Consider the following 20,433-nt stretch of genomic DNA (forward strand, 5'->3'; position numbering starts at 1 on the left):
CCCCGCTCACACCGGGACGTGCACCGACGCCACCCGGGACGCCACCAGGCGCTCACGCTCGGCGCGGGCCGCGCGCCGCCGCAGCCGGAGGATCTGGCTCACGCCGAGCGCCTCCAGGACGAAGACCGCCGAGAACGCCACCCGGTAGTTCTCCCCGGTCGCGTCGAGCAGCACGCCGACCGCCAGCAGCGTCGTCATCGAGGCGATGAACCCGCCCATGTTGACGATCCCGGACGCCGTGCCCTGCCGCTCCGGCGGATTCGCGGGCCGCGCGAAATCGAAGCCGATCATCGACGCGGGCCCGCACGCACCGAGCACCACGCACATCAGGACGAGCAGCCACATGGGCGCCTGCCCCGGCCACACCACGGGCATCGCCCACATCACCGCGGTCGTCGCCACGGTCCCGAGCGCGAGCGGCAGCCGCGCCGCGTGGTGCCGCGCCACGATCTGCCCGTACACGAGTCCGATCACCATGTTGGACAGCACGACGAGCGTGAGCAGCTCCCCCGCCGTGCCCCGCGAGAGCCCCTGCGCCTCCACCAGGAACGGCAGCCCCCACAGCAGCAGGAACACCATCGCGGGGAACTGCGTGGAGAAGTGCACCCACAGGCCGAGCCGCGTCCCCGGCTCCCGCCAGGTCACCGCGATCTGCCGGCGCACGTACGCGGCGCCCTTGTGTGTCGTCGGCACCGGGGCGGGCTCGAAGCCCTCGGGGTGGTCCTTGAGGAACAGCAGCATCAGGACGAGCACCACGACACCGGCGAGGGCGCTGCCCGCGAACGCGGCCTCCCACCCGATGCCGTGCAGCAGCCGCGCGAGCACCAGCGTGGACACGAGATTGCCCGCCATGCCGACGAGCCCCGCGAGCTGCGCCACCAGCGGACCGCGCCGCGCCGGGAACCACCGCGTGCCGAGCCGCAGCACGCTGATGAACGTCATGGCGTCGCCGCAGCCGAGCAGCGCGCGCGACACCAGCGCCATCCCGTACGAGGAGGAGAACGCGAAGCCGAGCTGGCCGACGGTGAACAGGACCACGCCGAGCGTCAGCACCTTCTTGGTGCCGAGCCGGTCGACCATCAGGCCGACGGGTATCTGCATGCCCGCGTACACGAGCAGCTGGAGGATCGAGAACGTCGACAGGGCCGAGGCGTTGATGTGGAAGCGCTCGACGGCGTCGAGGCCCGCGACGCCCAGCGACGTACGGAAGATGACGGCGACGAAGTAGACGGCGACGCCGATGGACCAGACGGCGACGGCCCGCCGGCCGCCGGGCGGATCGCCGGGCAGCGTGTCCGAGGAGGACGTGGCCGAGCTCATCGTTCGTCCCCCCGCGCCAGTCCCTGGACCCAGCTCACGTGCCGGCGCACGACGGCGACGGCGGCCTCCTCGTCGCCCGCGCGCAGCGCGTCGAGGATCTCGCTGTGCTCGGTGAGCGTCTTCGCGATCCGGTCCGGGTGCGAGCGCATCACGGCGACGCCCATCCGCAGCTGCCGGTCGCGCAGCTGGTCGTAGAGGCGGGAGAGGATCTCGTTGCCGCCGCTGCGGACGATCTCCGCGTGGAAGCAGCGGTCGGTGGTGGCGGCCTCGGTGAACTGTCCGGCCTCGGCCTGCGCCCGCTGCTCCTCCAGGAGCTCCTCCAGGCGCTCGATCAGTCCCGGCTGGGCGGGGACGGCCTTGCGGACCGCGTGCTCCTCGACGAGCAGCCGGGTCTCGACGACGTCGGCGATCTCCTGCGCGGACACCGGCAGGACCAGGGCGCCCTTCTTGGGGTAGAGCTTGAGCAGCCCCTCGACCTCCAGCTTGAGCAGCGCCTCCCGCACGGGCGTGCGGGAGACGCCGACGGCCTCGGCGAGCTCGCCCTCGGTGAGCAGCGTGCCGCCCTCGTAGCGGCGCTCCAGGACGCCTCGCTTGACGTGGTCGTATACGCGTTCGGCGGCGGGTGGGCGCTTCTCGGTGACGGGCTTCTCGGCGGCGGTCGCAGGCATGCGCACATCATAGATACAACACGTACGCAAGCCGACCGGCGTCCATCATGCGGAATGCCACACCCCCCTCTCCGAGCGCAACCAGTCGAGCACTTCACGTGTCTCACACAGCGCGGCCCCGTCCCCAAGGGGCCCGTTTCCAGGGACATTTGGAGCATTCGTCTTGAAAACTCGCAGAGCGGGCACTGCCGTCGTCCTTGCCGGCGCCGTGATCACCAGCGGTGCCCTGACCACCACCGCTCAGGCCGCCACCGCACCGGCCAAGCCGAGCATCGCCGCGGCGGGTGGCTACGTCATGAACAACGGGACGGGTTCGAGCCTCTACACGAAGGCCGCGGACACCCGGAGGTCCACCGGCTCCACCACCAAGATCATGACCGCCAAGGTGGTGCTGGCCCAGAAGAACCTGAACCTGGACTCCAAGGTCACGATCCAGAAGGCGTACAGCGACTACATCGTCAAGAACACCGCGTCGTCCGCCCGCCTGATCGTCGGCGACAAGGTCACCGTCCGCCAGCTCCTCTACGGTCTTATGCTGCCGTCGGGCTGCGACGCGGCGTACGCGCTCGCGGACAAGTTCGGCTCGGGCTCGACCCGCTCGGCGCGCGTGAAGTCCTTCATCGGCAAGATGAACAAGGCCGCCACCGACATGGGCCTGAAGAACACCCACTTCGACTCGTTCGACGGCATCGGCAAGGGCTCGAACTACTCGACGCCGCGCGACCTCACGAAGATCGCGTCCTCGGCGATGAAGAACTCGACGTTCCGCTCGGTCGTGAAGACGAAGTCGACGAAGCAGAAGGTCACGACGAAGTCCGGCGGCTACCGGTACATGTCGTGGTCCAACACGAACGGCCTGCTCGGTACGTACTCGGGAGCCATCGGCGTCAAGACCGGCTCGGGGCCCGAGGCGAAGTACTGCCTGGTCTTCGCGGCGACGCGGAGCGGGAAGACCGTGATCGGGACGGTGCTGAAGTCGACGTCCGTGAGCGCGCGGACGTCCGACGCGAAGAAGCTCATGGACTACGGGTTCAAGAAGTAGGCGAGACCGGGTCCCTCCGGCGACAGGCGTCGCCGGAGGGGCCCACGTCCGATCAGGCCCAGGTGATGAGCCGCTTCGGGCGTTCCAGGATCGCCGCCACGTCGGCCAGGACCTTGGAGCCCAGCTCCCCGTCCACCAGGCGGTGGTCGAAGGAGAGGGCCAGGGTCGTCACCTGGCGCGGCTTGACCTTGCCCTTGTGGACCCACGGCTGGAGCTTGATCGCTCCGACGGCGAGGATCGCCGACTCACCGGGGTTCAGGATCGGCGTCCCGGTGTCGACGCCGAAGACCCCCACGTTGGTGATGGTGACGGTCCCGCCCTGCATGGCCGCGGGGGACGTCTTGCCCTCGCGCGCGGTGGACACCAACTCGCCGAGCGCGGACGCCAGTTCGGGCAGGGTCTTGGCGTGCGCGTCCTTGATGTTCGGCACGATCAGACCGCGCGGCGTGGCCGCGGCGATGCCCAGGTTCACGTAGTGCTTCTGGACGATCTCCTGGTTCGCCTCGTCCCACGCGGCGTTGACCTCGGGGTTCCGCTTGATCGCGACGAGCAGGGCCTTGGAGATGAGCAGCAGCGGGTTGACCCGAAGCCCCGCCATGTCCTTGTCGGCCTTGAGCTCCTCGACGAGCTTCATCGTGCGCGTGATGTCGATGGTCACGAACTCCGTGACGTGCGGAGCCGTGAACTTCGAGTTCACCATCGCCTGCGCGGTCGCCTTCCGGACGCCCTTGACCGGGATCCGGGTCTCGCGCACGGAGTCGTACGAGGCGGGGGCGGGGGCCGCCGCCGGTGCGGGGATCTCCTGCGCGGGCACCTCGGGCGCGGGGGCGGGCGCGACCGCGGCGTGCACGTCCTCACGCGTGATGATCCCGTCGGCCCCGGAGGGGATGACGGTGGCGAGGTCGACGCCGAGGTCCTTGGCGAGCTTGCGCACGGGGGGCTTGGCGAGCGGCCGGGTCAGCGTGGCCGTCGCCGTGCCGTTGGCCGCCGTGCCGTTCGTGGCCGGTGCCGCCGACTCGGCGCCCTTGCGGGCGCGGCGCTTCGTGGAGGACTCGGCGACGCCGTATCCGACGAGCACGGGCTGGCGGCCCTGCGGCGCCTCGGCCTCGGCCTCCGGCTCCGCCGCCGGTGCGGCGGGGGCTGCGGGCTCCTGCGCGGGCCCGTCGCCCGCCACGTCCACCGAAATGATCACCTGGCCGACGTCGACCGTCGTGCCCTCGGGGAACAGCAGCTCCTTGACCACCCCGTCGTACGGGATCGGCAGTTCGACGGCCGCCTTCGCGGTCTCGACCTCGCAGACGACCTGCCCGTCCGTGACGGAGTCGCCCGGCTGGACGTACCACTTGAGGATCTCGGCCTCGGTCAGGCCTTCGCCCACGTCGGGCATCTTGAACTCACGAGCCATGATTCAGCCCCCTCTCAGTACGCCAGCGAACGGTCGACCGCGTCGAGCACCCGGTCGAGCCCCGGCAGGTACTCCTCCTCCAGGCGCGCCGGCGGATACGGCGCGTGGTACCCGCCGACCCGCAGCACGGGCGCCTCCAGGTGGTAGAAGCACCGCTCGGTGATCCGGGCGGCGAGCTCGGCGCCGGAGCCGAGGAAGACGGGGGCCTCGTGCACGATGACGAGGCGGCGCGTCTTCTCCACCGACTTCTGCACCGCGTCGAAGTCCATCGGCGAGATGGAGCGCAGGTCGAGGACCTCCAGGGACTTGCCCTCCTCCGCGGCGGCGGCCGCGGCCTCCTGGCAGACCTTCACCATCGGCCCGTACGCGGCCAGCGTGAGGTCGCTGCCCTCGCGGGCCACGACGGCCTTGTGCAGGTCGCCGGGGACGGCGTCGGTGTCGACCTCGCCCTTGTCCCAGTAGCGCCGCTTCGGCTCGAAGAAGATGACCGGGTCGTCGCTCTGGATGGCCTGCTGGAGCATCCAGTACGCGTCGCTGGAGTTCGACGGCGAGACCACCTTGAGGCCCGGCACGTGCGCGAACAGCGCCTCGGGCGACTCGCTGTGGTGCTCGACCGCGCCGATGCCGCCGCCGTACGGGATGCGGATGACGACGGGCGTCTTGACCTTGCCGAGCGCGCGGGCGTGCATCTTCGCGAGCTGCGTGACGATCTGGTCGTACGCGGGGAACACGAAGCCGTCGAACTGGATCTCGACGACCGGCCGGTATCCGCGCAGGGCGAGGCCGATGGCCGTGCCGACGATGCCGGACTCGGCGAGCGGGGTGTCGATGACCCGGTCCTCGCCGAAGTCCTTCTGGAGGCCGTCCGTGACGCGGAAGACGCCGCCGAGCTTGCCGACGTCCTCGCCCATGACGAGGACCTTCGGGTCGTTCTCGAGCGCCGTGCGCAGCGACTCGTTGATCGCCTTGGCGATCGGAAGCTTCTGTACTGCCATGACCGTCAGGCCTCCCCGTCAGCGAACGACGCCTGGTAGGCGGCGAACTGCGCGCGCTCCTCGTCGACGAGCGCGTGCCCGTCCGCGTACACGTTCTCGAAGATCGCCATGAGGTCCGGGTCCGGCATGGCCCGTACGACATCGCGTACTCGCTTGCCCAACGTCTCGCTCTCGGCGTCGAGTTCCGCGAAGAATCCCTCATCCGTGTCGGTCTGGGACTCGAGGTACGTGCGCAGGCGCAGGATCGGGTCCTTCGCCTCCCACTCCGTGCGCTCCTCGTCGGCGCGGTAGCGCGACGGGTCGTCGGAGGTGGTGTGCGCGCCCATGCGGTACGTGAACGCCTCGACGAGCGTCGGGCCCTCGCCGGACCGCGCCCGCTCCAGGGCAGCCCGGGTCACGGCGAGGCAGGCCAGCACGTCGTTGCCGTCCACGCGCACGCCCGGGAAGCCGAAGCCCTGCGCGCGCTGGTAGAGCGGCACGCGAGTCTGCTTCTCGGTCGGCTCGGAGATCGCCCACTGGTTGTTCTGGCAGAAGAACACGACCGGCGCGTTGTAGACCGCCGAGAAGGTGAACGACTCGTTCACGTCGCCCTGGCTGGACGCGCCGTCGCCGAAGTACGCGATGACCGCGGAGTCCGCGCCGTCCTTGGCGACGCCCATCGCGTAGCCGGTGGCGTGCAGGGTCTGCGAGCCGATGACGATCGTGTACAGGTGGAAGTTGTTGCTGTTCGGGTCCCAGCCGCCGTGGTTCACGCCGCGGAACATGCCGAGCAGGTTGGTCGGGTCGACGCCGCGGCACCAGGCGACGCCGTGCTCGCGGTAGGTCGGGAAGACGTAGTCGTCCTCGCGGGTGGCCCGGCCCGAACCGATCTGGGCCGCCTCCTGGCCGAGCAGCGAGGCCCACAGGCCCAGCTCGCCCTGGCGCTGGAGCGCGGTGGCCTCGGCGTCGAAGCGACGTGTGAGGACCATGTCGCGGTACAGGCCGCGCAGCTCGTCGTCGGTGATGTCGGCGACGTACTGGTCGTACTCGGCGTTCTTGACCCGCTTGCCCTCAGGGGTCAGCAGCTGCACCAGGTCGCTCTGCGGCGCCGTGGGCGTGGCAGCGGTCTTGGCAGCGGTCCTGCCGGGGGATTTCTTCGCAGACTTCTTCGCAGCTGCCCGCCCCCGCGCCGGCTTCGCCTTCTGCGCGGCGGCAGTGCTGTCGGCACTGTCTACGGTCACGTGTGCTCCTCCGTCGGTCCGGCCCCGGGATTGCCGGATGGCCAGTCGGCTCGGCTCGCCTGATCCGTCCACGCACGGGGTGGGTGCGAGGTGCCGGCAACAGGCGTGACAAGTGCTCCGGCAAGCACCCTTCACCCAGCACGTTACCCAGTGGGTCACACATCTGCGAAACCCCATCTGACCTGCGATTTTGCTTGGATTTCCAAGTATTTGTTTGGTTGGATTTCCTAGTATCGCGAGGGAAGACGGAGCGTCGCAGGTCACAGCTGTGCGACGGGTCCTGGATCTCAGCCTGGCAGGGGGCCGGAACACCGGCACGTTATCCCGGTCACCCCACCCTCATCTAGGGCCCTTCTGACGGTTCTTGCTGGAGTCGCGGGCCCTGGCACGCACATCTGCGGCGTTGTCGTCGGTTGCCGACGCTCCGCGTCGACGCCCTCCTCCGCCTTGCAGCTGCACGCACCAGACCCCGCTCGCGGAGCTGAAGGGGCACGGCCTCCCGCATCCAGCCTGATCCGTCAGAAGGGCCCTAGGGCGCGGCAAAGGTTCTTGTGTGAGACTGAGGCCGTGCGCGATGACGGAAAAATCCAGGTATTTCTGCTCGACGACCACGAGGTGGTCCGCCGCGGCGTCCACGAGCTGCTGTCGGTCGAGGACGACATCGAGGTGGTCGGCGAGGCCGGTACGGCCGCGGACGCCCTCGTGCGCATCCCCGCGACCCGGCCGGACGTGGCGGTGCTCGACGTGCGCCTGCCGGACGGCAGCGGGGTCGAGGTGTGCCGGGAGATCCGCTCGCAGGACGAGTCGATCAAGTGCCTGATGCTGACGTCGTTCGCGGACGACGAGGCGCTCTTCGACGCGATCATGGCCGGCGCCTCCGGATACGTCCTGAAGGCGATCCGCGGCAACGAGCTGCTCAGCGCCGTACGGGACGTCGCCGGGGGCAAGTCGCTGCTCGACCCCGTCGCCACGGCCCGGGTCCTGGAGCGGCTGCGCGACGGCGGCCGCAAGGACGACGACAAGCTCTCCGGCCTGACCGACCAGGAGCGCAGGATCCTCGACCTGATCGGGGAGGGCCTGACGAACCGGGCCATCGGCGAGCGCCTGCACCTGGCCGAGAAGACGATCAAGAACTACGTCTCCAGCCTGCTGTCGAAGCTCGGCATGGAGCGCCGCTCCCAGGCGGCGGCCTACGTGGCCCGTATGCAGGCCGAGAGGCACTGAGAACCGCTGCCCGCCCTTCCGGAGCCACGGGACCTATGTCACGCGCTCTGAGGGCGGGCTGCTCTGTTTGCGGGCGCCTCCCGGGGCGCACGCTGGTCACATGCCCATCGACGCGCAGCAGGACCCGCAGGACACGGCCCGCGCCTTCGAGCTGCTCGCGAGCGTGTCCCACGGCCGCGTCGCGACCAGCATGCGCGCGCTGCCCTTCCTGGCCGCCGCCCGGCACGTCGTGGCCGACGGCCGGCTCCTGCTGCGCCTGCACCGGGGCTTCGGCTACCACGAGGCGTGCATCGGCGGCGTCGTCGCGTACGGCGCGGACAACCTGGACCGGCCGACGGGTCCCGGGGACGGGGTGCGGTGGTCCGTGCAGTGCGTCGGCATGTGCGAGCGGATCGAGCCGACACCGGCCGAGCTGGCCCTCTTCGGCCCCGCGCCGCGCACCGCGGACGGCGAGCCCTTCGACCCGGTGCACCTGCACGTCGCCCCGCAGTTCGTGACGGTGCACGAGCTGCGGGGCGGATAGATATTTCAAGCCCCTGCGGCGATTGAGCAGCGGGGTCCGGGGCGGAGCCCCGCGGCCGGCGGGTTACTCGCCGCCGGTCTCGCCGACGGTGCCACCGCCGACCGGGTCGGTCGGCTCCGAGCTGCCGCCGCTGCCGCCGCCGGGCGGCGTCGCCGTGTCGCTCTCCTCCGGCGGCTCGCTCGTGTCCTGCGTCTCCGACGGAGTCGGCTCCGTCGGCTCGTCCGTCGGCTGCTCGGACTGCGTCGGCGACGGGTTCGTCGTCGTGGGCTGCTGCGTCGGCGTGTAGCCGGTGTCGCCGCCCGTGCTGGTGCCCGGCTCCTCGGTGGCGCCCTGCGACGCGTCGTCGTCGGACGACTCGCTGGGCTCGGAGGACTTCTCGGACTTCGTGGCGCTCGGCGACTTCTTGTTGCCGGGGTCCTTGTCGCCGTCGCCACCGCTGCTGAGCGCCCAGGCGACGCCCACCGCGATGGCGATCACGGCGAGCACGGCGACGATCCACAGCTTGCCGCGGCCGCCGCCGGAGCCGTTCCCACCGCCCTCGAAGCCGCCGTCGTCGCCGCCCGGCGGGCGCAGCATCGGCTGCTGGGCCGTGCCGGTGTCGCCGGGGTGCTGGAGCGCCGTGGTGGCGGCGACGCCCATCGCGGGCGTGGAGCCGCCCTCGTGGCCGTCGACGGGGCCGGTGTTCCAGGTGCCGGTGTGGCCACCCTGCTCGTACAGCATCTGGAGCGCGTACTGGACGAGCCCGCGCATCTCCTCGGCCGTCTGGAACCGGTCGTCCGGGTCCTTGGCGAGGGAGCGCATGACCAGGCCGTTGAGCTCCGGCGGCACCTCGTCGAGGACCTCGGAGGGCAGCACGGGGGTGTCCTGGACGTGCTGGTAGACCACGGAGAGCGGGGTCTCGCCGGTGAACGGCGGGCGCAGCGCGAGGAGTTCGTAGAGCAGGCAGCCGACGGCGTACAGGTCGGAGCGGTGGTCGACGGCCTTGCCGAGGGCCTGCTCGGGCGAGAGGTACTGGGGGGTGCCCATGACCATGCCGGTCTGCGTCATGGTCGACTGGGCGCCGTGCAGGGCGCGCGCGATGCCGAAGTCCATCACCTTCACCGCGCCGGTGTTGGTGATGATCACGTTCGCGGGCTTGATGTCGCGGTGCACGATGCCGTGCTGGTGCGAGTACGCGAGCGCCTCGAGGACACCGGAGACGATGATCAGGGCCTGCTCGGGGCCCGGCGCCTCGGCGTTCAGGAGCAGGTCGCGGATGGTCCGCCCCTCGACGAGCTCCATGACGATGTACGGAACCGTGTTCCCGGCGACGACGTCCTCGCCGGAGTCGTAGACCGCGACGACGGCATGGTGGTTCAGGCCCGCGACCGACTGGGCCTCGCGCGTGAAGCGGGCCTTGGAGACCGGGTCCTCGGCGAGGTCGGAGCGGAGCAGCTTGACGGCGACCTGACGCCCGAGGCGCACGTCCTCGGCGGCGAACACCTCCGCCATGCCACCCCGGCCGAGTCTGTGGGTCAGGCGGTACCGCCCATCCCCCACGAGCCCGCCGTTACCCCACATCTCCGGCGCATCTGACATACCGCCGCCAGTCGCCTCGGGGTCGGACGGGCCCTGAGCGCGCTGCTGCTGTGCCATCAGTCCTCGCCGTCGTTTCTGTCCATGCTCATCTGGGCTGCCGGATCCATACATCGGAGTGAGCGCGGTTGCGAAATACCGACTCCGTCGGGCCACGCTACAGGCATCCGCCATGTCGCCGTTCCGAGATGGACCGGACATCCAACCCGTTGCCGTGCAGGCCTTGCAAATCGCGCGCGACATTTCTGCAGGCGACCCATGGCGATTTCGTGATCACTGGGGCGATCGCCCCGTCCGCGGCGGTGGCCAAGTTCACGCACACGAAAGGGGCCCGTCCACGGGACGGGCCCCTTGAATGCGTGCCTGTCGGCCGATACGTGCCGGTCGGCCGACGCGTGCTTGTCGGCTAGAGGTACGGGCCGCCGGAGCGGCCGCCCGCGCGCGGGTCCTCGCCCTCCTCGTCGCCGCCGCCGACGCCGGGCGGCAGCGCGCGGCGCATCTGCTCGAGCTGGGCGCGCGCCGCCATCTGCTGGGCGAACAGGGTCGTCTGGATCCCGTGGAAGAGACCCTCGAGCCAGCCGACGAGCTGGGCCTGCGCGATGCGCAGCTCGGCGTCGCTCGGGGTGGCCTCCTCCGTGAAGGGCAGGGAGAGCCGCTCCAGCTCCTCGACGAGCTCGGGCGCGAGGCCGTCCTCGAGCTCCTTGACCGAGCTGGCGTGGATCTCCTTGAGGCGCTGCCGGCTCGCCTCGTCGAGGGGAGCCGCGCGCACCTCTTCGAGCAGCTGCTTGATCATGCTGCCGATGCGCATCACCTTGGCGGGCTGTTCCACCATGTCGGTCACCGGGATCTCGCGGGACTCGTCGTCGCCACCGCCGCCGCCAAGCGCCATGCCGTCCTGGCCCACGACCAGGACCTGCGGGTTGTCCGGCGACTGTTGGTTCCTCGGCATCTCCATGCCGCCATTCTCTCGTACGTCGCTGTCACGTCTCGGTGGTGCCCCCGTTCAGGCCTGATCCACCGTGCCGGGCGGACCAAAAATCCGGCGTGCCCGATTTGTTCTGTTGTGTGAGGCTTGACGCAGGCATCGGGACGGACCGGGAGACCGGGAGCGGAAGGGGCTGGGGATGCGGTGGCTTCGGTGGGTGACCGGGCTTCTCGTCCCCGCGCTGCTGCTTCTCGCGGGCCCGGTGACGCTCTCCTACGCCGCGGGGTCCGTCTCGTACGGCTCCTACGCCGCGGGACCCGGCTCCTCCGGTTTCTACGCTGCCGAGCCCTCGCCGCACGGTTCGCTGGCCGGGAGCCGGGCCGGCGTGGGGAGGACCCCGCCGGGGCGCGAGCTGCCCTCTCCGGCCGCCACCGAAGCCGTACGGCCGCCCGCGGCCACCGAACCGCCGCGGACCGTGGCACCGCCCCCGACGCCGACCGCCGAGCGGCCCCGGCCCGAGCCGCAGGCCGTCGGCGAGCCGGGGACCGGGCCGGCCCTGGTGAACGTGCTGCCGCTCGGCGCGGGGCTGCTGCTCACCGGGCTCGGCCTCGGCTTCCTGGCGCTGCGGCTGCGCCGCTGAACCGCCCGCCGCCTACTGGTTGGTCAGCAGGACCTTGCCGATGTGGCCCGACTCCTCCAGGACCCGATGGCCCTGCGCGGCGTCGCTCATCGGCAGCTTGCGGTCCACGATCGGCCGGACGTGGCCGCCCTCGACCAGCGGCCACACGTGCTCGCGGACGGCCGCGACGACCGCCGCCTTCTCGGCCAGCGGGCGGGCCCGCAGCGTGGTCGCGGTGATGGCGCCGCGCTTGCCGAGCAGCGTGCCGATGTTCAGCTCGCCCTTCACACCGCCCTGCATGCCGATGATGGCGAGGCGGCCGCTGGTGGCGAGGGCGTCGACGTTGCGGTTCAGGTACTTGGCGCCCATGTTGTCGAGGATGACGTCGGCGCCCGCCCCGTCCGTGGCGTTCTTGATCTCCTCGACGAAGTCCTGCTCGCGGTAGTTGATCAGGATGTCCGCGCCGAGCTCCGCGCAGAAGTCGAGCTTCTCCTTGGTGCCCGCGGTGACAGCGACCTTCGCGCCGACGGCCTTCGCCAGCTGGATGGCCATGGTGCCGATGCCGCTGGAGCCGCCGTGCACGAGGAAGGTCTCGCCCGGCCGCAGGTGGGCGATCATGAAGACGTTGGACCAGACGGTGCAGGTCACCTCGGGCAGCGCGGCGGCCGTGACCAGGTCGAGGCCCTGCGGCACCGGGAGGAGCTGGCCCGCGGGGACGACGACCTTCTCCGCGTAGCCGCCGCCCACGAGCAGCGCGCACACCTCGTCGCCGACCGACCAGCCGGAGACACCGGCGCCGATCTCGGCGATCCGGCCCGCGCACTCAAGACCTGGATAGGGGGACGTGCCGGGCGGCGGGTTGTAGAAGCCCTGCCGCTGGAGCAGGTCGGCGCGGTTGACGGCGCTGGAGACCACCTCGACCAGGACCTCGCCCTCGCCGGGTACGGGGTCGGGGACCTCCGTCCAGACGAGCGCCTCGGGTCCGCCGGGTTCCGGGATCGTGATCGCATGCATGGCCGCGAGGCTACTCCCGTGGATCACTCGCGGGGAGACGGCCGGGAGCAGCGGGTCGCGGCGTGCGGTCAGTCGCGCGGTGACGGCTTCATGTCGGGCGCCAGCTGGGTCATCGGCGTGACGCGGGTGATCGTGATGAGCCGGTCGGTGAGCTGGAGCGAGCCGACGGCGGAGTCGTCGTAGCCGAGCACGCGGTGGCCGCGGACGACGCTGACGACCAGGTCCTCGGTCTCCTTCGGCTTCAGCCCGACCTCGGCCTTGGTGACCGGGCGCTCGACCAGATCGAGGCCCGAGCCCTTCTGGATGAGGTCCTCCATGACCATGCCCGCGTGCGGGCTGAGCACCGACAGGCCGAGCAGCCGGCCCGCCGCGCTGGCGCTGGTGATCACGGCGTCGGCGCCGGACTGGCGCAGCAGCGGCGCGTTCTCCTCCTCGCGGACCGCGGCGACGATCTTCGCTCCGCGGTTCAGCTGCCGCGCGGTGAGCGTCACCAGGACCGCCGTGTCGTCGCGCTGCGTGGCGATGATGATCTTCCGGGCCTTCTGCACCTCGGCCTGGAGCAGCACCGAACTGCGGGTGGCGTCGCCCGTCACGCCCGCGTAGCCGTGGGCGTTGGCGCTCTCGACGACCTTGGGGCTGGGGTCGACCACGACGACGCGCTCGGGCTTCAGACCGCTCGCGCAGACCGTCTCCACGGCGCTGCGGCCCTTGGTTCCGAAGCCGACGACGACAGTGTGGTCACGCAAGGTGGACCTCCAGCGTTTCAGGCGCCATTCCTCCCGCGTCCGCTCCGTGAGGACTTCGAGCGTGGTGCCGACCAGAATGATCAGGAAGAGCACGCGCAGCGGCGTGATGACGAAGATGTTGGTGAGCCGCGCCGCGTCACTGACCGGCGTGATGTCGCCGTATCCCGTGGTGGAGAGCGTGACGGTCGCGTAGTAGAACGCGTCGAGCAGATCGACGTGGCCATCGGAGTTGTCGTTGTAGCCGTCGTTGTCCATCCACACGATCAGCGCGGTGACGACGAGCACGGTGAGCGCTATCAGCACGCGCCGGGCCACTTGGAGGAGCGGACGCTCGACGACCTGCCGGGGCAGCTTCACCCGGTAGGTCGCGGTCCGCTCTTCCTCTTGGCGCGCGATGGCGTCATCGCCGGCCAGTTTCACGTGAAACACCCTTCGTTTCCCGCCGGGTTGAGGCCGGGCAGGCCGGGGTTCCACGACCACGGCAGGTCGAGGATCTCCACCTCCTGGCCCTCCTTGGCGCCGCCGGGCGGGATGACGGCGAGCCCGTCGGCGGCCGCGATGCCGCGCAGCATGGCCGGACCGTTGTAGTGCAGGGGCACCGCCCACTCGTGCCCGCTGGCGTCATCCTGCCGCAGCACGATGGGGATGAGGCGGGTGTCGTGGGGGTGTCCGGGGGCGGGGCTGTGCAGAGGTGCGGTGTACGCGTCCGGGCTCCGGCCGTCGTCCGCGCGGCCCGCCCCGCCCTGGCGCTGGGCCGAGCTGTGCGTCGGGTCCTGAGCGCGGCCCGACAGCACCCGGAGCAGCGGTTCGGCGAGCGTGAGCAGGCCGGAGACGGCGGCCAGCGGGTTGCCGGGGAGGCCGACAAGGTGCTGCCCCTCCTTGAGCCGGGCGAGCAACATCGGATGCCCCGGACGGACGGCGACCCCGTCGACGAGGAGTTCGGCGTCGAGGGCGCGCAGCGTCGGGTGCACGTGGTCGACGGGCCCGGACGCGGTGCCGCCGGTGGTGACGACCAGATCGGTGCGGGCCTCCCGTACGGCCGTGAGCAGCGCCTGCGCGTCGTCGCCGAGCCTGCGGACGGAGGTCACCTCCACTCCGAGCGCGCGCAGCCAGTGCGGGAGCATCGGGCCGAGCGCGTCCCGGATGAGGCCGTCGCGGGGGAGGCCCGAGGTGAGCAACTCGTCGCCGAGGATCAGGACTTCGACCGTCGGCCGGGGGACGACGGTGAGCGTGTCGTAGCCCGCGGCGGCGGCGAGGCCGAGGACGGCCGGGGTGACAAGGGCGCCGGCGGGCAGCAGGAGGTCTCCGCTGCGACACTCCTGGCCGCGCGGACGGATGTCCTGACCGTGGGCGACCTCGCGCAGCGGGTGCAGCTGGCCGCCCGCGTCGATGTGGCCGTGCTCGCTGCGGATGACGGCGGTGGCGTCCGGGGGCACGCGGGCCCCGGTCGCGATCTGCGCGGCCTCGCCGTCGGTCAGCGGGGCGGGCGGCTCGTGCCCGGCGAGCAGCCCTTCGGCACCCACGGCCCAGGGGCCCGGGCCGGCGACGACCCAGCCGTCCATCGCCGAGGTGTCGAAGGAGGGCAGGTCCGTCAGGGCCGTCAGCGGGGCGGCGAGGACCAGGCCGAGCGCCTGGTCGAGGGGGACGCCGAGCGCGCCGCGGGGGCCGCGCTCGGCCCGTGCGGCGGTGCGGCGTGCGGCGGACCAGGAGGTCGCGGAGTGGCGGTGCGACGGGGTCCTGGCGGACGTGCCGGGGGCGCCGGACGTGTCGCCGGTGTTCTGGGCCGGCCGGTCGCCGTGGCGCTGTTCGGCGCGGTGCCGGTCGCCGTGGTCCCGCCCCGCGTGCGGGCGGTTGTCGTTGGCGAGGGCGAGCGCCTCGTCCACGTCGACGTCCATCGGGTCGACGTCCGCGGGGGCGGCCTGCGGCGACCGCCCGTGGGGCGCGCTCATCCCGCGTCGTCCGGCTTGGCCTCGGCCTCCCGAGCCCAGCGGTTCGCGAGCTCGGCCGCCTTCGCCGCGGCCGATGCCACGGCCTCGGGGCCGCCTCCGGCCTGCGCCGCCGCGTATCCCACGAGGAACGTCGTCAGTGGCGCCGCGGGGCGCGCGACGCCGTGCGCGGCGTCACGGGCGAGGTCGAGCAGAACGCCCGTGTCGACGTCCAGGTCGATGCCCAGTTCGTTCTTGGCTGCGGTGATCCATTCGTCAAGCACTCGTCCATGCTCCCTGATACGTGACCGGGCGGCGGCGATGTCGTCCCAGGTGTCGCAGTCGAACGACGCCACGGGGTCGGTGATGCGGGTCAGGCTGAGGTTACGGGTGAGAAGACGCAACGGAAGGCCCGTGAGGTCACCGTGTTCGGCCTTGAGTTCGCCGAGTACCCGGCGCAGTGCCGTGTACCGGTAGGCGGCGACGAGCGGCTGGTCGCGGCCTTCGGCATCGGCGAGCAGTGCGCCGTCGGCCGCTTCGTTCGCGTCGGCCGCGTTGCCCGTCAGGGCCCGCAGCAGCGTCCCGACGGTCGGCTCGGCGAGGAACGGCAGGTCGGCGGAGAGCAGCAGGACGTTCTCGGGGGCCGGGGCGGGCGTCGCCTCGAGCCCCCGGAGGCCCGCCTCCAGCGCGGCGAGCGGACCGCCGCCCGGCGGCTCCTCGCGGGCCCAGACCACGGGGCGCGCGGTGCGGCGCGGCTCGGCGACCACCACGGTCGTGCGGGCCCCGGCGCACGCCTGGAGGACCCGGTCGAGCAGCGGGCGGCCGCCGACCCGCACGCCGGGCTTGTCGGCGCCGCCGAGGCGCCGGGCGGCGCCCCCGGCGAGGACGATGGCGTCGTACGCGTTCATCCCCCGAGTATGGGGTGACGGTCGATCAATGCCACCGGGCGGGCGGCCGGTCCTTGCCGCCCGCCGCGGCGGTCACAGCGTGCGCAGCAGCACCGCCGGGTTCTCCACGCAGTCCGCGACGTAGCGCAGGAAGCCGCCCGCCGTGCCGCCGTCGCACACCCGGTGGTCGAACGTGAGCGAGAGCTGGACGACCTGGCGGACCGCCAACTCGCCTTCGTGCACCCAAGGTTTGGCGGCGATCCGGCCGACGCCGAGCATGGCCGCCTCGGGGTGGTTGATGATCGGCGTCGAGCCGTCGACGCCGAACACGCCGTAGTTGTTCAGCGTGAAGGTGCCTCCGGTGAGCTGCGCGGGCGTCAGCGTGCCGGACCTGGCCGCCTCGGTGAGCCGGGCGAACTCGGCGCTCAGCGACTCGGCGTCGCGTGTGTGGGCGTCGCGGACGACGGGCACCACCAGGCCGCGCTCGGTCTGTGCGGCGAACCCGAGGTGCACCTCGTCGAGCCGGACGATCTCGCGCCGCTCGGTGTCCACCGTCGCGTTCAGCTCCGGGTAGCGCGCCAGAGCCGCGGTGCAGATGCGGGCGAGGAGCGCGAGCACGGAGACCTTGGGGCCCGCGGAGGGGCCGGTCGCGGAATTCATCGCCACGCGCGCGTGCATGAGTTCCGTGGCGTCGGCGTCCACCCAGCAGGTCGCGTCGGGTATCTCGCGCCGGCTCCGGGACAGCTTGTCGGCGACGGCACCGCGAATGCCGCGCAGGGGCGTGCGATGGCCCTGCGGGGTCGCCGGGGCCGGGGCCTCGGCCTGCGCGGGGGCGGCGGGGCCCGTGGGGGCGGCCTTCTCCACGTCCGCCCTGAGGATCAGCCCGTCGGGGCCCGAACCGGTCAGCGCTCTGAGGTCCACGCCGCGCTCGCGGGCGAGCCTGCGCACCAGCGGCGAGATCACGGGGACGGGGCCCTCCGCGCGCGGAGGGCTCTTCGGGGCGGCGGGCACGCCGTCCAGGGGCGCGGGCCGCACCCGCCTGCGCCGGGTCGGCGCGGTGGCGGTCCCGTAGCCCACCAGCACGTTCCCCGACCCCTCGGACTTCTTCTCCCGCGCGGGGGCCTCCTGGGCCTTCGAGGGGGCCTTCCGGGGCGCCTCGGCGGGCTCCTCGGCCACGGCCGACGGCGACGGCGCGGGCACGTCCGACAGCGGCACGTCCGACGCGGACCGCGCGCCGACGGCCACCGTCAACAGCGGCGCCCCCACCGGAAGTTCGCTTCCCTCGTCACCGAAGCGGGCCGTGACCACACCGCCGTACGGACACGGCACCTCGACCATCGCCTTGGCGGTCTCAACCTCGACGACGGGCTGGTCGACGGCGACGACGTCGCCGACCGCCACCAGCCACTGCACGATCTCCGCCTCGGTGAGCCCCTCCCCGAGGTCGGGCAGCTTGAACTCGAGCACCTGCGCCATTACCCCACCGTCCCTCACTGGTCCCATTGCAGCCGGGCCACCGCGTCCAGTACCCGGTCCACCCCGGGCAGATGGTGCCGCTCCAGCATGGGCGGCGGATACGGAATGTCGAAACCGGCCACCCGCAGCACCGGCGCCTCCAAATGGTGGAAGCAGCGCTCGGTCACGCGTGCGGCGATCTCCCCGCCGGGTCCGCCGAAGCCGCCCGACTCGTGCACGACGACCGCGCGTCCCGTGCGCCGTACGGACGCCGCGACCGTCGCGTCGTCGAACGGCACCAGCGAGCGCAGATCGACCACTTCGAGATCCCACCCCTCCGCTCGGGCCGCCTCCGCCGCTTCCAGGCAGACGGGGACGGACGGGCCGTACGTCAGCAGCGTGGCGCTGGTGCCGGGGCGCCGGACCACCGCCGTGCCCATCGGAAGAACGTCTTCCGGGGCCTCGGGGTTCCACGAATCCTTCGTCCAGTAAAGGCGCTTGGGCTCCAGGAAGACGACCGGGTCGTCCGACGCGATGGCCTCGCGCAGCAGCCCGTACGCGTCCGGGACGGTGGCCGGCGTGACGACGGTCAGGCCCGGCGTCGCCATGTAGTACGCCTCGGAGGAGTCGCTGTGGTGCTCCACGCCGCCGATCCCGCCGCCGTACGGCACCCGGACGGTGATGGGCAGCGGCATCGCGCCGCGCGTCCGGTTGCGCATCCGCGCGACGTGCGAGATCAGTTGCTCGAACGCGGGGTACGCGAACGCGTCGAACTGCATCTCCACGACGGGCCGCAGGCCGTACATCGCCATGCCCACGGCGGCGCCGAGGATGCCCGCCTCGGCGAGCGGCGTGTCCGTGCAGCGGTCCTCGCCGAACTCCTTGGCGAGCCCGTCGGTGATCCGGAAGACGCCGCCGAGGGTGCCCACGTCCTCGCCCATGACGTGCACGGACGGATCCTCCGCCATGGCGTCGCGCAGCGCGCGCCCGAGGGCCTGCGCCATGGTGGCGGGCTTCCTCTTCGGTGGCCGGGCCACGGTGGTCATGCCTGGTCCCCTTCCGCGTCTTCCGCCTCCGCGTCCAGCTCGGCCCGCAGCAGCGCCGCCTGCTCCCGCAGCTGGGGCGTCTGCTCGGCGTACACGTCGGTGAAGAGGTCCATCGGGTCGAGCGCCGGGTCCTGGTTCATGCGCTCGCGCAGCGCGGCCGCCCGCTCCTCCGCGTCGTCGCGCACCGCCTGGATGCCGGCCTCGTCGATGAGGCCCCGGCCGGTCAACTCCCGCTCCAGGAGCAGCACCGGGTCGTGCGCGCGCCACATCTCGACCTCGGAGTCGCTGCGGTAGCGGGTCGCGTCGTCGGCGTTCGTGTGCGCGTCCATCCGGTACGTGACGGCCTCGACGAGCGTCGGGCCACCGCCCCCGCGCGCGCGGGCCACGGCGTCGCCGAGCACCTCGTGCAGCGCCGCCGCGTCGTTCCCGTCGACCAGGCGGCCCGGCATCCCGTACCCGACGGCCTTGTGGGCCAGGGACGGTGCCGCGGTCTGCTTGGCGAGGGGCACGGAGATCGCGAAGCCGTTGTTCTGCACCAGGAAGACGACCGGGGCCTGCCACACGGCGGCGAAGTTCAGCGCCTCGTGGAAGTCGCCCTCGCTGGTGCCGCCGTCGCCGACCATGGCGAGCGCCACCACATCGTCGCCCTTCAGTTGCGCGGCATGTGCGAGGCCCACGGCGTGCGGCAGCTGCGTCGCGAGCGGGGTGCACAACGGCGCGATGCGGTGCTCGCGGGGGTCGTACCCGGTGTGCCAGTCACCGCGCAGCAGGGTCAGGGCCTGTACGGGGTCGAGGCCGCGGGCGACGGCGGCGAGCGTGTCGCGGTAGCTCGGGAAGAGCCAGTCCCGCTCGTCCAGGACCAGCGCGGCGGCCACTTCCGCGGCCTCCTGGCCGGTCGTCGAGGGGTACACGGCGAGCCGGCCCTGCTTGGTCAGCGCGGTCGCCTGCGCGTTGTAGCGGCGGCCCCTGACCACCTCGGCGTACAGGCGGCGCAGCAGCTCGGGGTCGACACGGGCGGCCGCGTCGGTGCCCAGGACCCGGTGCGGCTCCGCGTCGGGCAGCAGCGGCGCGGGGTCCGTGCGGGGCTGCCAGGCGGGCGGCGGGACGGGCCTGCCCTCGCGTGTGGCCCGCTGGTCCATGACCGTCATGACGGCACCTCCTCGTGGGAGCGGCTCGGACGGCGCGTCGGATGTGATGCGCCTCACCTACCGATTGTTCGGTCGACGGCACATTTTGGCTACAGGCACCTCCAGGCTGTGGACAATCGGTTCTCCACGGCCTGAGATGAACGCAGTACGTCCATGGTAAGGAGGCGGGGGCACATGGCATCTGAACAAATGGCCGAGGGCTCCGGGGAGCCGGTCCCCGACCCGGCGGCCCGCCCGCTGGACGCCATCGACCGCGACATCCTCCAACTGCTCCTGAAGGACGGGCGCGCGTCGATACGGTCGGTCGCCGAACAGGTCCACGTCTCCCGGGCGAACGCGTACGCGCGCATCAACCGCCTCATCGAGGACCGCGTCATCCGCGGTTTCGGCGCCCGGGTGAACCACGAGCGGGCCGGCCAGGGCGCGTCCGCGTACATCACGCTGAAGATCGTCCAGAACACCTGGCGGACCGTGCGCGAACAGCTGCGCAGGCTGCCGGAGGCCTCGCACATCGCGCTGGTCAGCGGCGACTTCGACGTACTGATCCTGGTCCACACGGAGGACAACAGGGCCCTGCGCGAGCTGGTCCTCACCAAGCTCCAGTCCATCCCCGAGGTGCTCAGCACCCGCACGCTCCTGGTCTTCGAGGAGGAGGACCTGGAAGCGAGCGCGCCGGACGCCTGAGCGCCCGCCCAG

19 protein-coding genes are annotated in these 20,433 nt (G+C 71.9%); 5 read left to right on the top strand and 14 right to left on the bottom strand.

The window, feature by feature from the left end; genetic code table 11:
* Positions 1 to 6: 6 nt before the first annotated feature.
* Positions 7 to 1,320, bottom strand: a complete 1,314-nt coding sequence (locus tag ACTWJ8_RS19730; RefSeq protein WP_443264745.1) for an MFS transporter — start codon at positions 1,318 to 1,320, stop codon at positions 7 to 9.
* The gene (locus ACTWJ8_RS19735) at positions 1,317 to 1,988 is read right to left on the bottom strand and encodes a GntR family transcriptional regulator (protein ID WP_356386786.1); all 672 of its coding nucleotides are present in this window, start codon (positions 1,986 to 1,988) and stop codon (positions 1,317 to 1,319) included. The genes ACTWJ8_RS19730 and ACTWJ8_RS19735 overlap by 4 nt, the downstream gene beginning before the upstream one ends.
* Positions 1,989 to 2,151: 163 nt before the next feature.
* Here ACTWJ8_RS19735 and ACTWJ8_RS19740 point away from each other — a divergent pair, with 163 nt between their 5' ends.
* Positions 2,152 to 3,030, top strand: coding sequence for a D-alanyl-D-alanine carboxypeptidase family protein (locus ACTWJ8_RS19740; RefSeq protein ID WP_356386784.1), 879 nt, complete (start codon positions 2,152 to 2,154; stop codon positions 3,028 to 3,030).
* 52 nt (positions 3,031 to 3,082) lie between these two features.
* On the opposite strand, the gene ACTWJ8_RS19745 is transcribed toward ACTWJ8_RS19740, so the two are convergent.
* The 3 genes from ACTWJ8_RS19745 to pdhA (ACTWJ8_RS19755) are packed head-to-tail and all read right to left on the bottom strand — an operon-like array spanning position 3,083 to position 6,650.
* On the bottom strand, positions 3,083 to 4,435 hold the full coding sequence (locus ACTWJ8_RS19745; protein WP_443264747.1) for a dihydrolipoamide acetyltransferase family protein: 1,353 nt from the start codon (positions 4,433 to 4,435) through the stop codon (positions 3,083 to 3,085).
* 14 nt (positions 4,436 to 4,449) lie between these two features.
* Complete coding sequence (locus ACTWJ8_RS19750; RefSeq protein WP_356386779.1) at positions 4,450 to 5,430, bottom strand: alpha-ketoacid dehydrogenase subunit beta; 981 nt, start codon at positions 5,428 to 5,430, stop codon at positions 4,450 to 4,452.
* Between the two features lie 5 nt (positions 5,431 to 5,435).
* Entirely contained in the window at positions 5,436 to 6,650 is a 1,215-nt protein-coding gene (pdhA, locus tag ACTWJ8_RS19755) for a pyruvate dehydrogenase (acetyl-transferring) E1 component subunit alpha (RefSeq protein WP_443264749.1), read from the bottom strand.
* Between the two features lie 567 nt (positions 6,651 to 7,217).
* Here pdhA (ACTWJ8_RS19755) and ACTWJ8_RS19760 point away from each other — a divergent pair.
* Both ACTWJ8_RS19760 and ACTWJ8_RS19765 read left to right on the top strand, forming a co-directional pair.
* Entirely contained in the window at positions 7,218 to 7,874 is a 657-nt protein-coding gene (locus ACTWJ8_RS19760) for a response regulator transcription factor (protein ID WP_356386773.1), read from the top strand.
* A 100-nt stretch (positions 7,875 to 7,974) separates the two neighbouring features.
* Positions 7,975 to 8,397 carry a pyridoxamine 5'-phosphate oxidase family protein gene (locus ACTWJ8_RS19765; RefSeq protein WP_356386770.1) on the top strand — a complete coding sequence of 141 codons (423 nt, stop codon included), beginning with the start codon at positions 7,975 to 7,977 and terminating at the stop codon, positions 8,395 to 8,397.
* Positions 8,398 to 8,460: 63 nt separating this feature from the next.
* Here ACTWJ8_RS19765 and ACTWJ8_RS19770 read toward each other — a convergent pair whose 3' ends face one another.
* A complete protein-coding gene (locus tag ACTWJ8_RS19770; RefSeq protein ID WP_356386721.1) occupies positions 8,461 to 10,032 on the bottom strand; it encodes a protein kinase domain-containing protein in 1,572 nt (523 codons plus the stop codon).
* A 346-nt stretch (positions 10,033 to 10,378) separates the two neighbouring features.
* Positions 10,379 to 10,927, bottom strand: a complete 549-nt coding sequence (locus ACTWJ8_RS19775; protein ID WP_356386718.1) for a bacterial proteasome activator family protein — start codon at positions 10,925 to 10,927, stop codon at positions 10,379 to 10,381.
* Between the two features lie 169 nt (positions 10,928 to 11,096).
* On the opposite strand from ACTWJ8_RS19775, the gene ACTWJ8_RS19780 reads away from it, so the two are divergent.
* Entirely contained in the window at positions 11,097 to 11,537 is a 441-nt protein-coding gene (locus ACTWJ8_RS19780; RefSeq protein ID WP_443264751.1) for a hypothetical protein, read from the top strand.
* A 12-nt stretch (positions 11,538 to 11,549) separates the two neighbouring features.
* On the opposite strand, the gene ACTWJ8_RS19785 is transcribed toward ACTWJ8_RS19780, so the two are convergent.
* The 7 genes from ACTWJ8_RS19785 to pdhA (ACTWJ8_RS19815) all read right to left on the bottom strand — a co-directional run bounded on the left by ACTWJ8_RS19785 (position 11,550) and on the right by pdhA (ACTWJ8_RS19815) (position 19,737).
* Positions 11,550 to 12,530, bottom strand: a complete 981-nt coding sequence (locus ACTWJ8_RS19785) for an NAD(P)H-quinone oxidoreductase (RefSeq protein WP_356386713.1) — start codon at positions 12,528 to 12,530, stop codon at positions 11,550 to 11,552.
* A gap of 68 nt (positions 12,531 to 12,598) precedes the next feature.
* On the bottom strand, positions 12,599 to 13,696 hold the full coding sequence (locus tag ACTWJ8_RS19790) for a potassium channel family protein (RefSeq protein ID WP_356386710.1): 1,098 nt from the start codon (positions 13,694 to 13,696) through the stop codon (positions 12,599 to 12,601).
* Complete coding sequence (locus ACTWJ8_RS19795; RefSeq protein WP_443264753.1) at positions 13,693 to 15,225, bottom strand: molybdopterin molybdotransferase MoeA; 1,533 nt, start codon at positions 15,223 to 15,225, stop codon at positions 13,693 to 13,695. The genes ACTWJ8_RS19790 and ACTWJ8_RS19795 overlap by 4 nt, the downstream gene beginning before the upstream one ends.
* On the bottom strand, positions 15,222 to 16,109 hold the full coding sequence (locus tag ACTWJ8_RS19800) for a DUF6457 domain-containing protein (protein WP_443264754.1): 888 nt from the start codon (positions 16,107 to 16,109) through the stop codon (positions 15,222 to 15,224). The genes ACTWJ8_RS19795 and ACTWJ8_RS19800 overlap by 4 nt, the downstream gene beginning before the upstream one ends.
* A gap of 72 nt (positions 16,110 to 16,181) precedes the next feature.
* Positions 16,182 to 17,564, bottom strand: a complete 1,383-nt coding sequence (locus ACTWJ8_RS19805; RefSeq protein WP_356386702.1) for a dihydrolipoamide acetyltransferase family protein — start codon at positions 17,562 to 17,564, stop codon at positions 16,182 to 16,184.
* 14 nt (positions 17,565 to 17,578) lie between these two features.
* The gene (locus ACTWJ8_RS19810; RefSeq protein WP_443264756.1) at positions 17,579 to 18,589 is read right to left on the bottom strand and encodes an alpha-ketoacid dehydrogenase subunit beta; all 1,011 of its coding nucleotides are present in this window, start codon (positions 18,587 to 18,589) and stop codon (positions 17,579 to 17,581) included.
* The gene (pdhA, locus tag ACTWJ8_RS19815; protein ID WP_443264758.1) at positions 18,586 to 19,737 is read right to left on the bottom strand and encodes a pyruvate dehydrogenase (acetyl-transferring) E1 component subunit alpha; all 1,152 of its coding nucleotides are present in this window, start codon (positions 19,735 to 19,737) and stop codon (positions 18,586 to 18,588) included. The genes ACTWJ8_RS19810 and pdhA (ACTWJ8_RS19815) overlap by 4 nt, the downstream gene beginning before the upstream one ends.
* Positions 19,738 to 19,911: 174 nt before the next feature.
* On the opposite strand from pdhA (ACTWJ8_RS19815), the gene ACTWJ8_RS19820 reads away from it, so the two are divergent.
* Entirely contained in the window at positions 19,912 to 20,421 is a 510-nt protein-coding gene (locus ACTWJ8_RS19820; protein ID WP_356386693.1) for an Lrp/AsnC family transcriptional regulator, read from the top strand.
* Positions 20,422 to 20,433 lie beyond the last annotated feature (12 nt).

It is taken from the genome of Streptomyces sp. SDT5-1 (assembly GCF_052245995.1).
Lineage (GTDB): Bacteria > Actinomycetota > Actinomycetes > Streptomycetales > Streptomycetaceae > Streptomyces.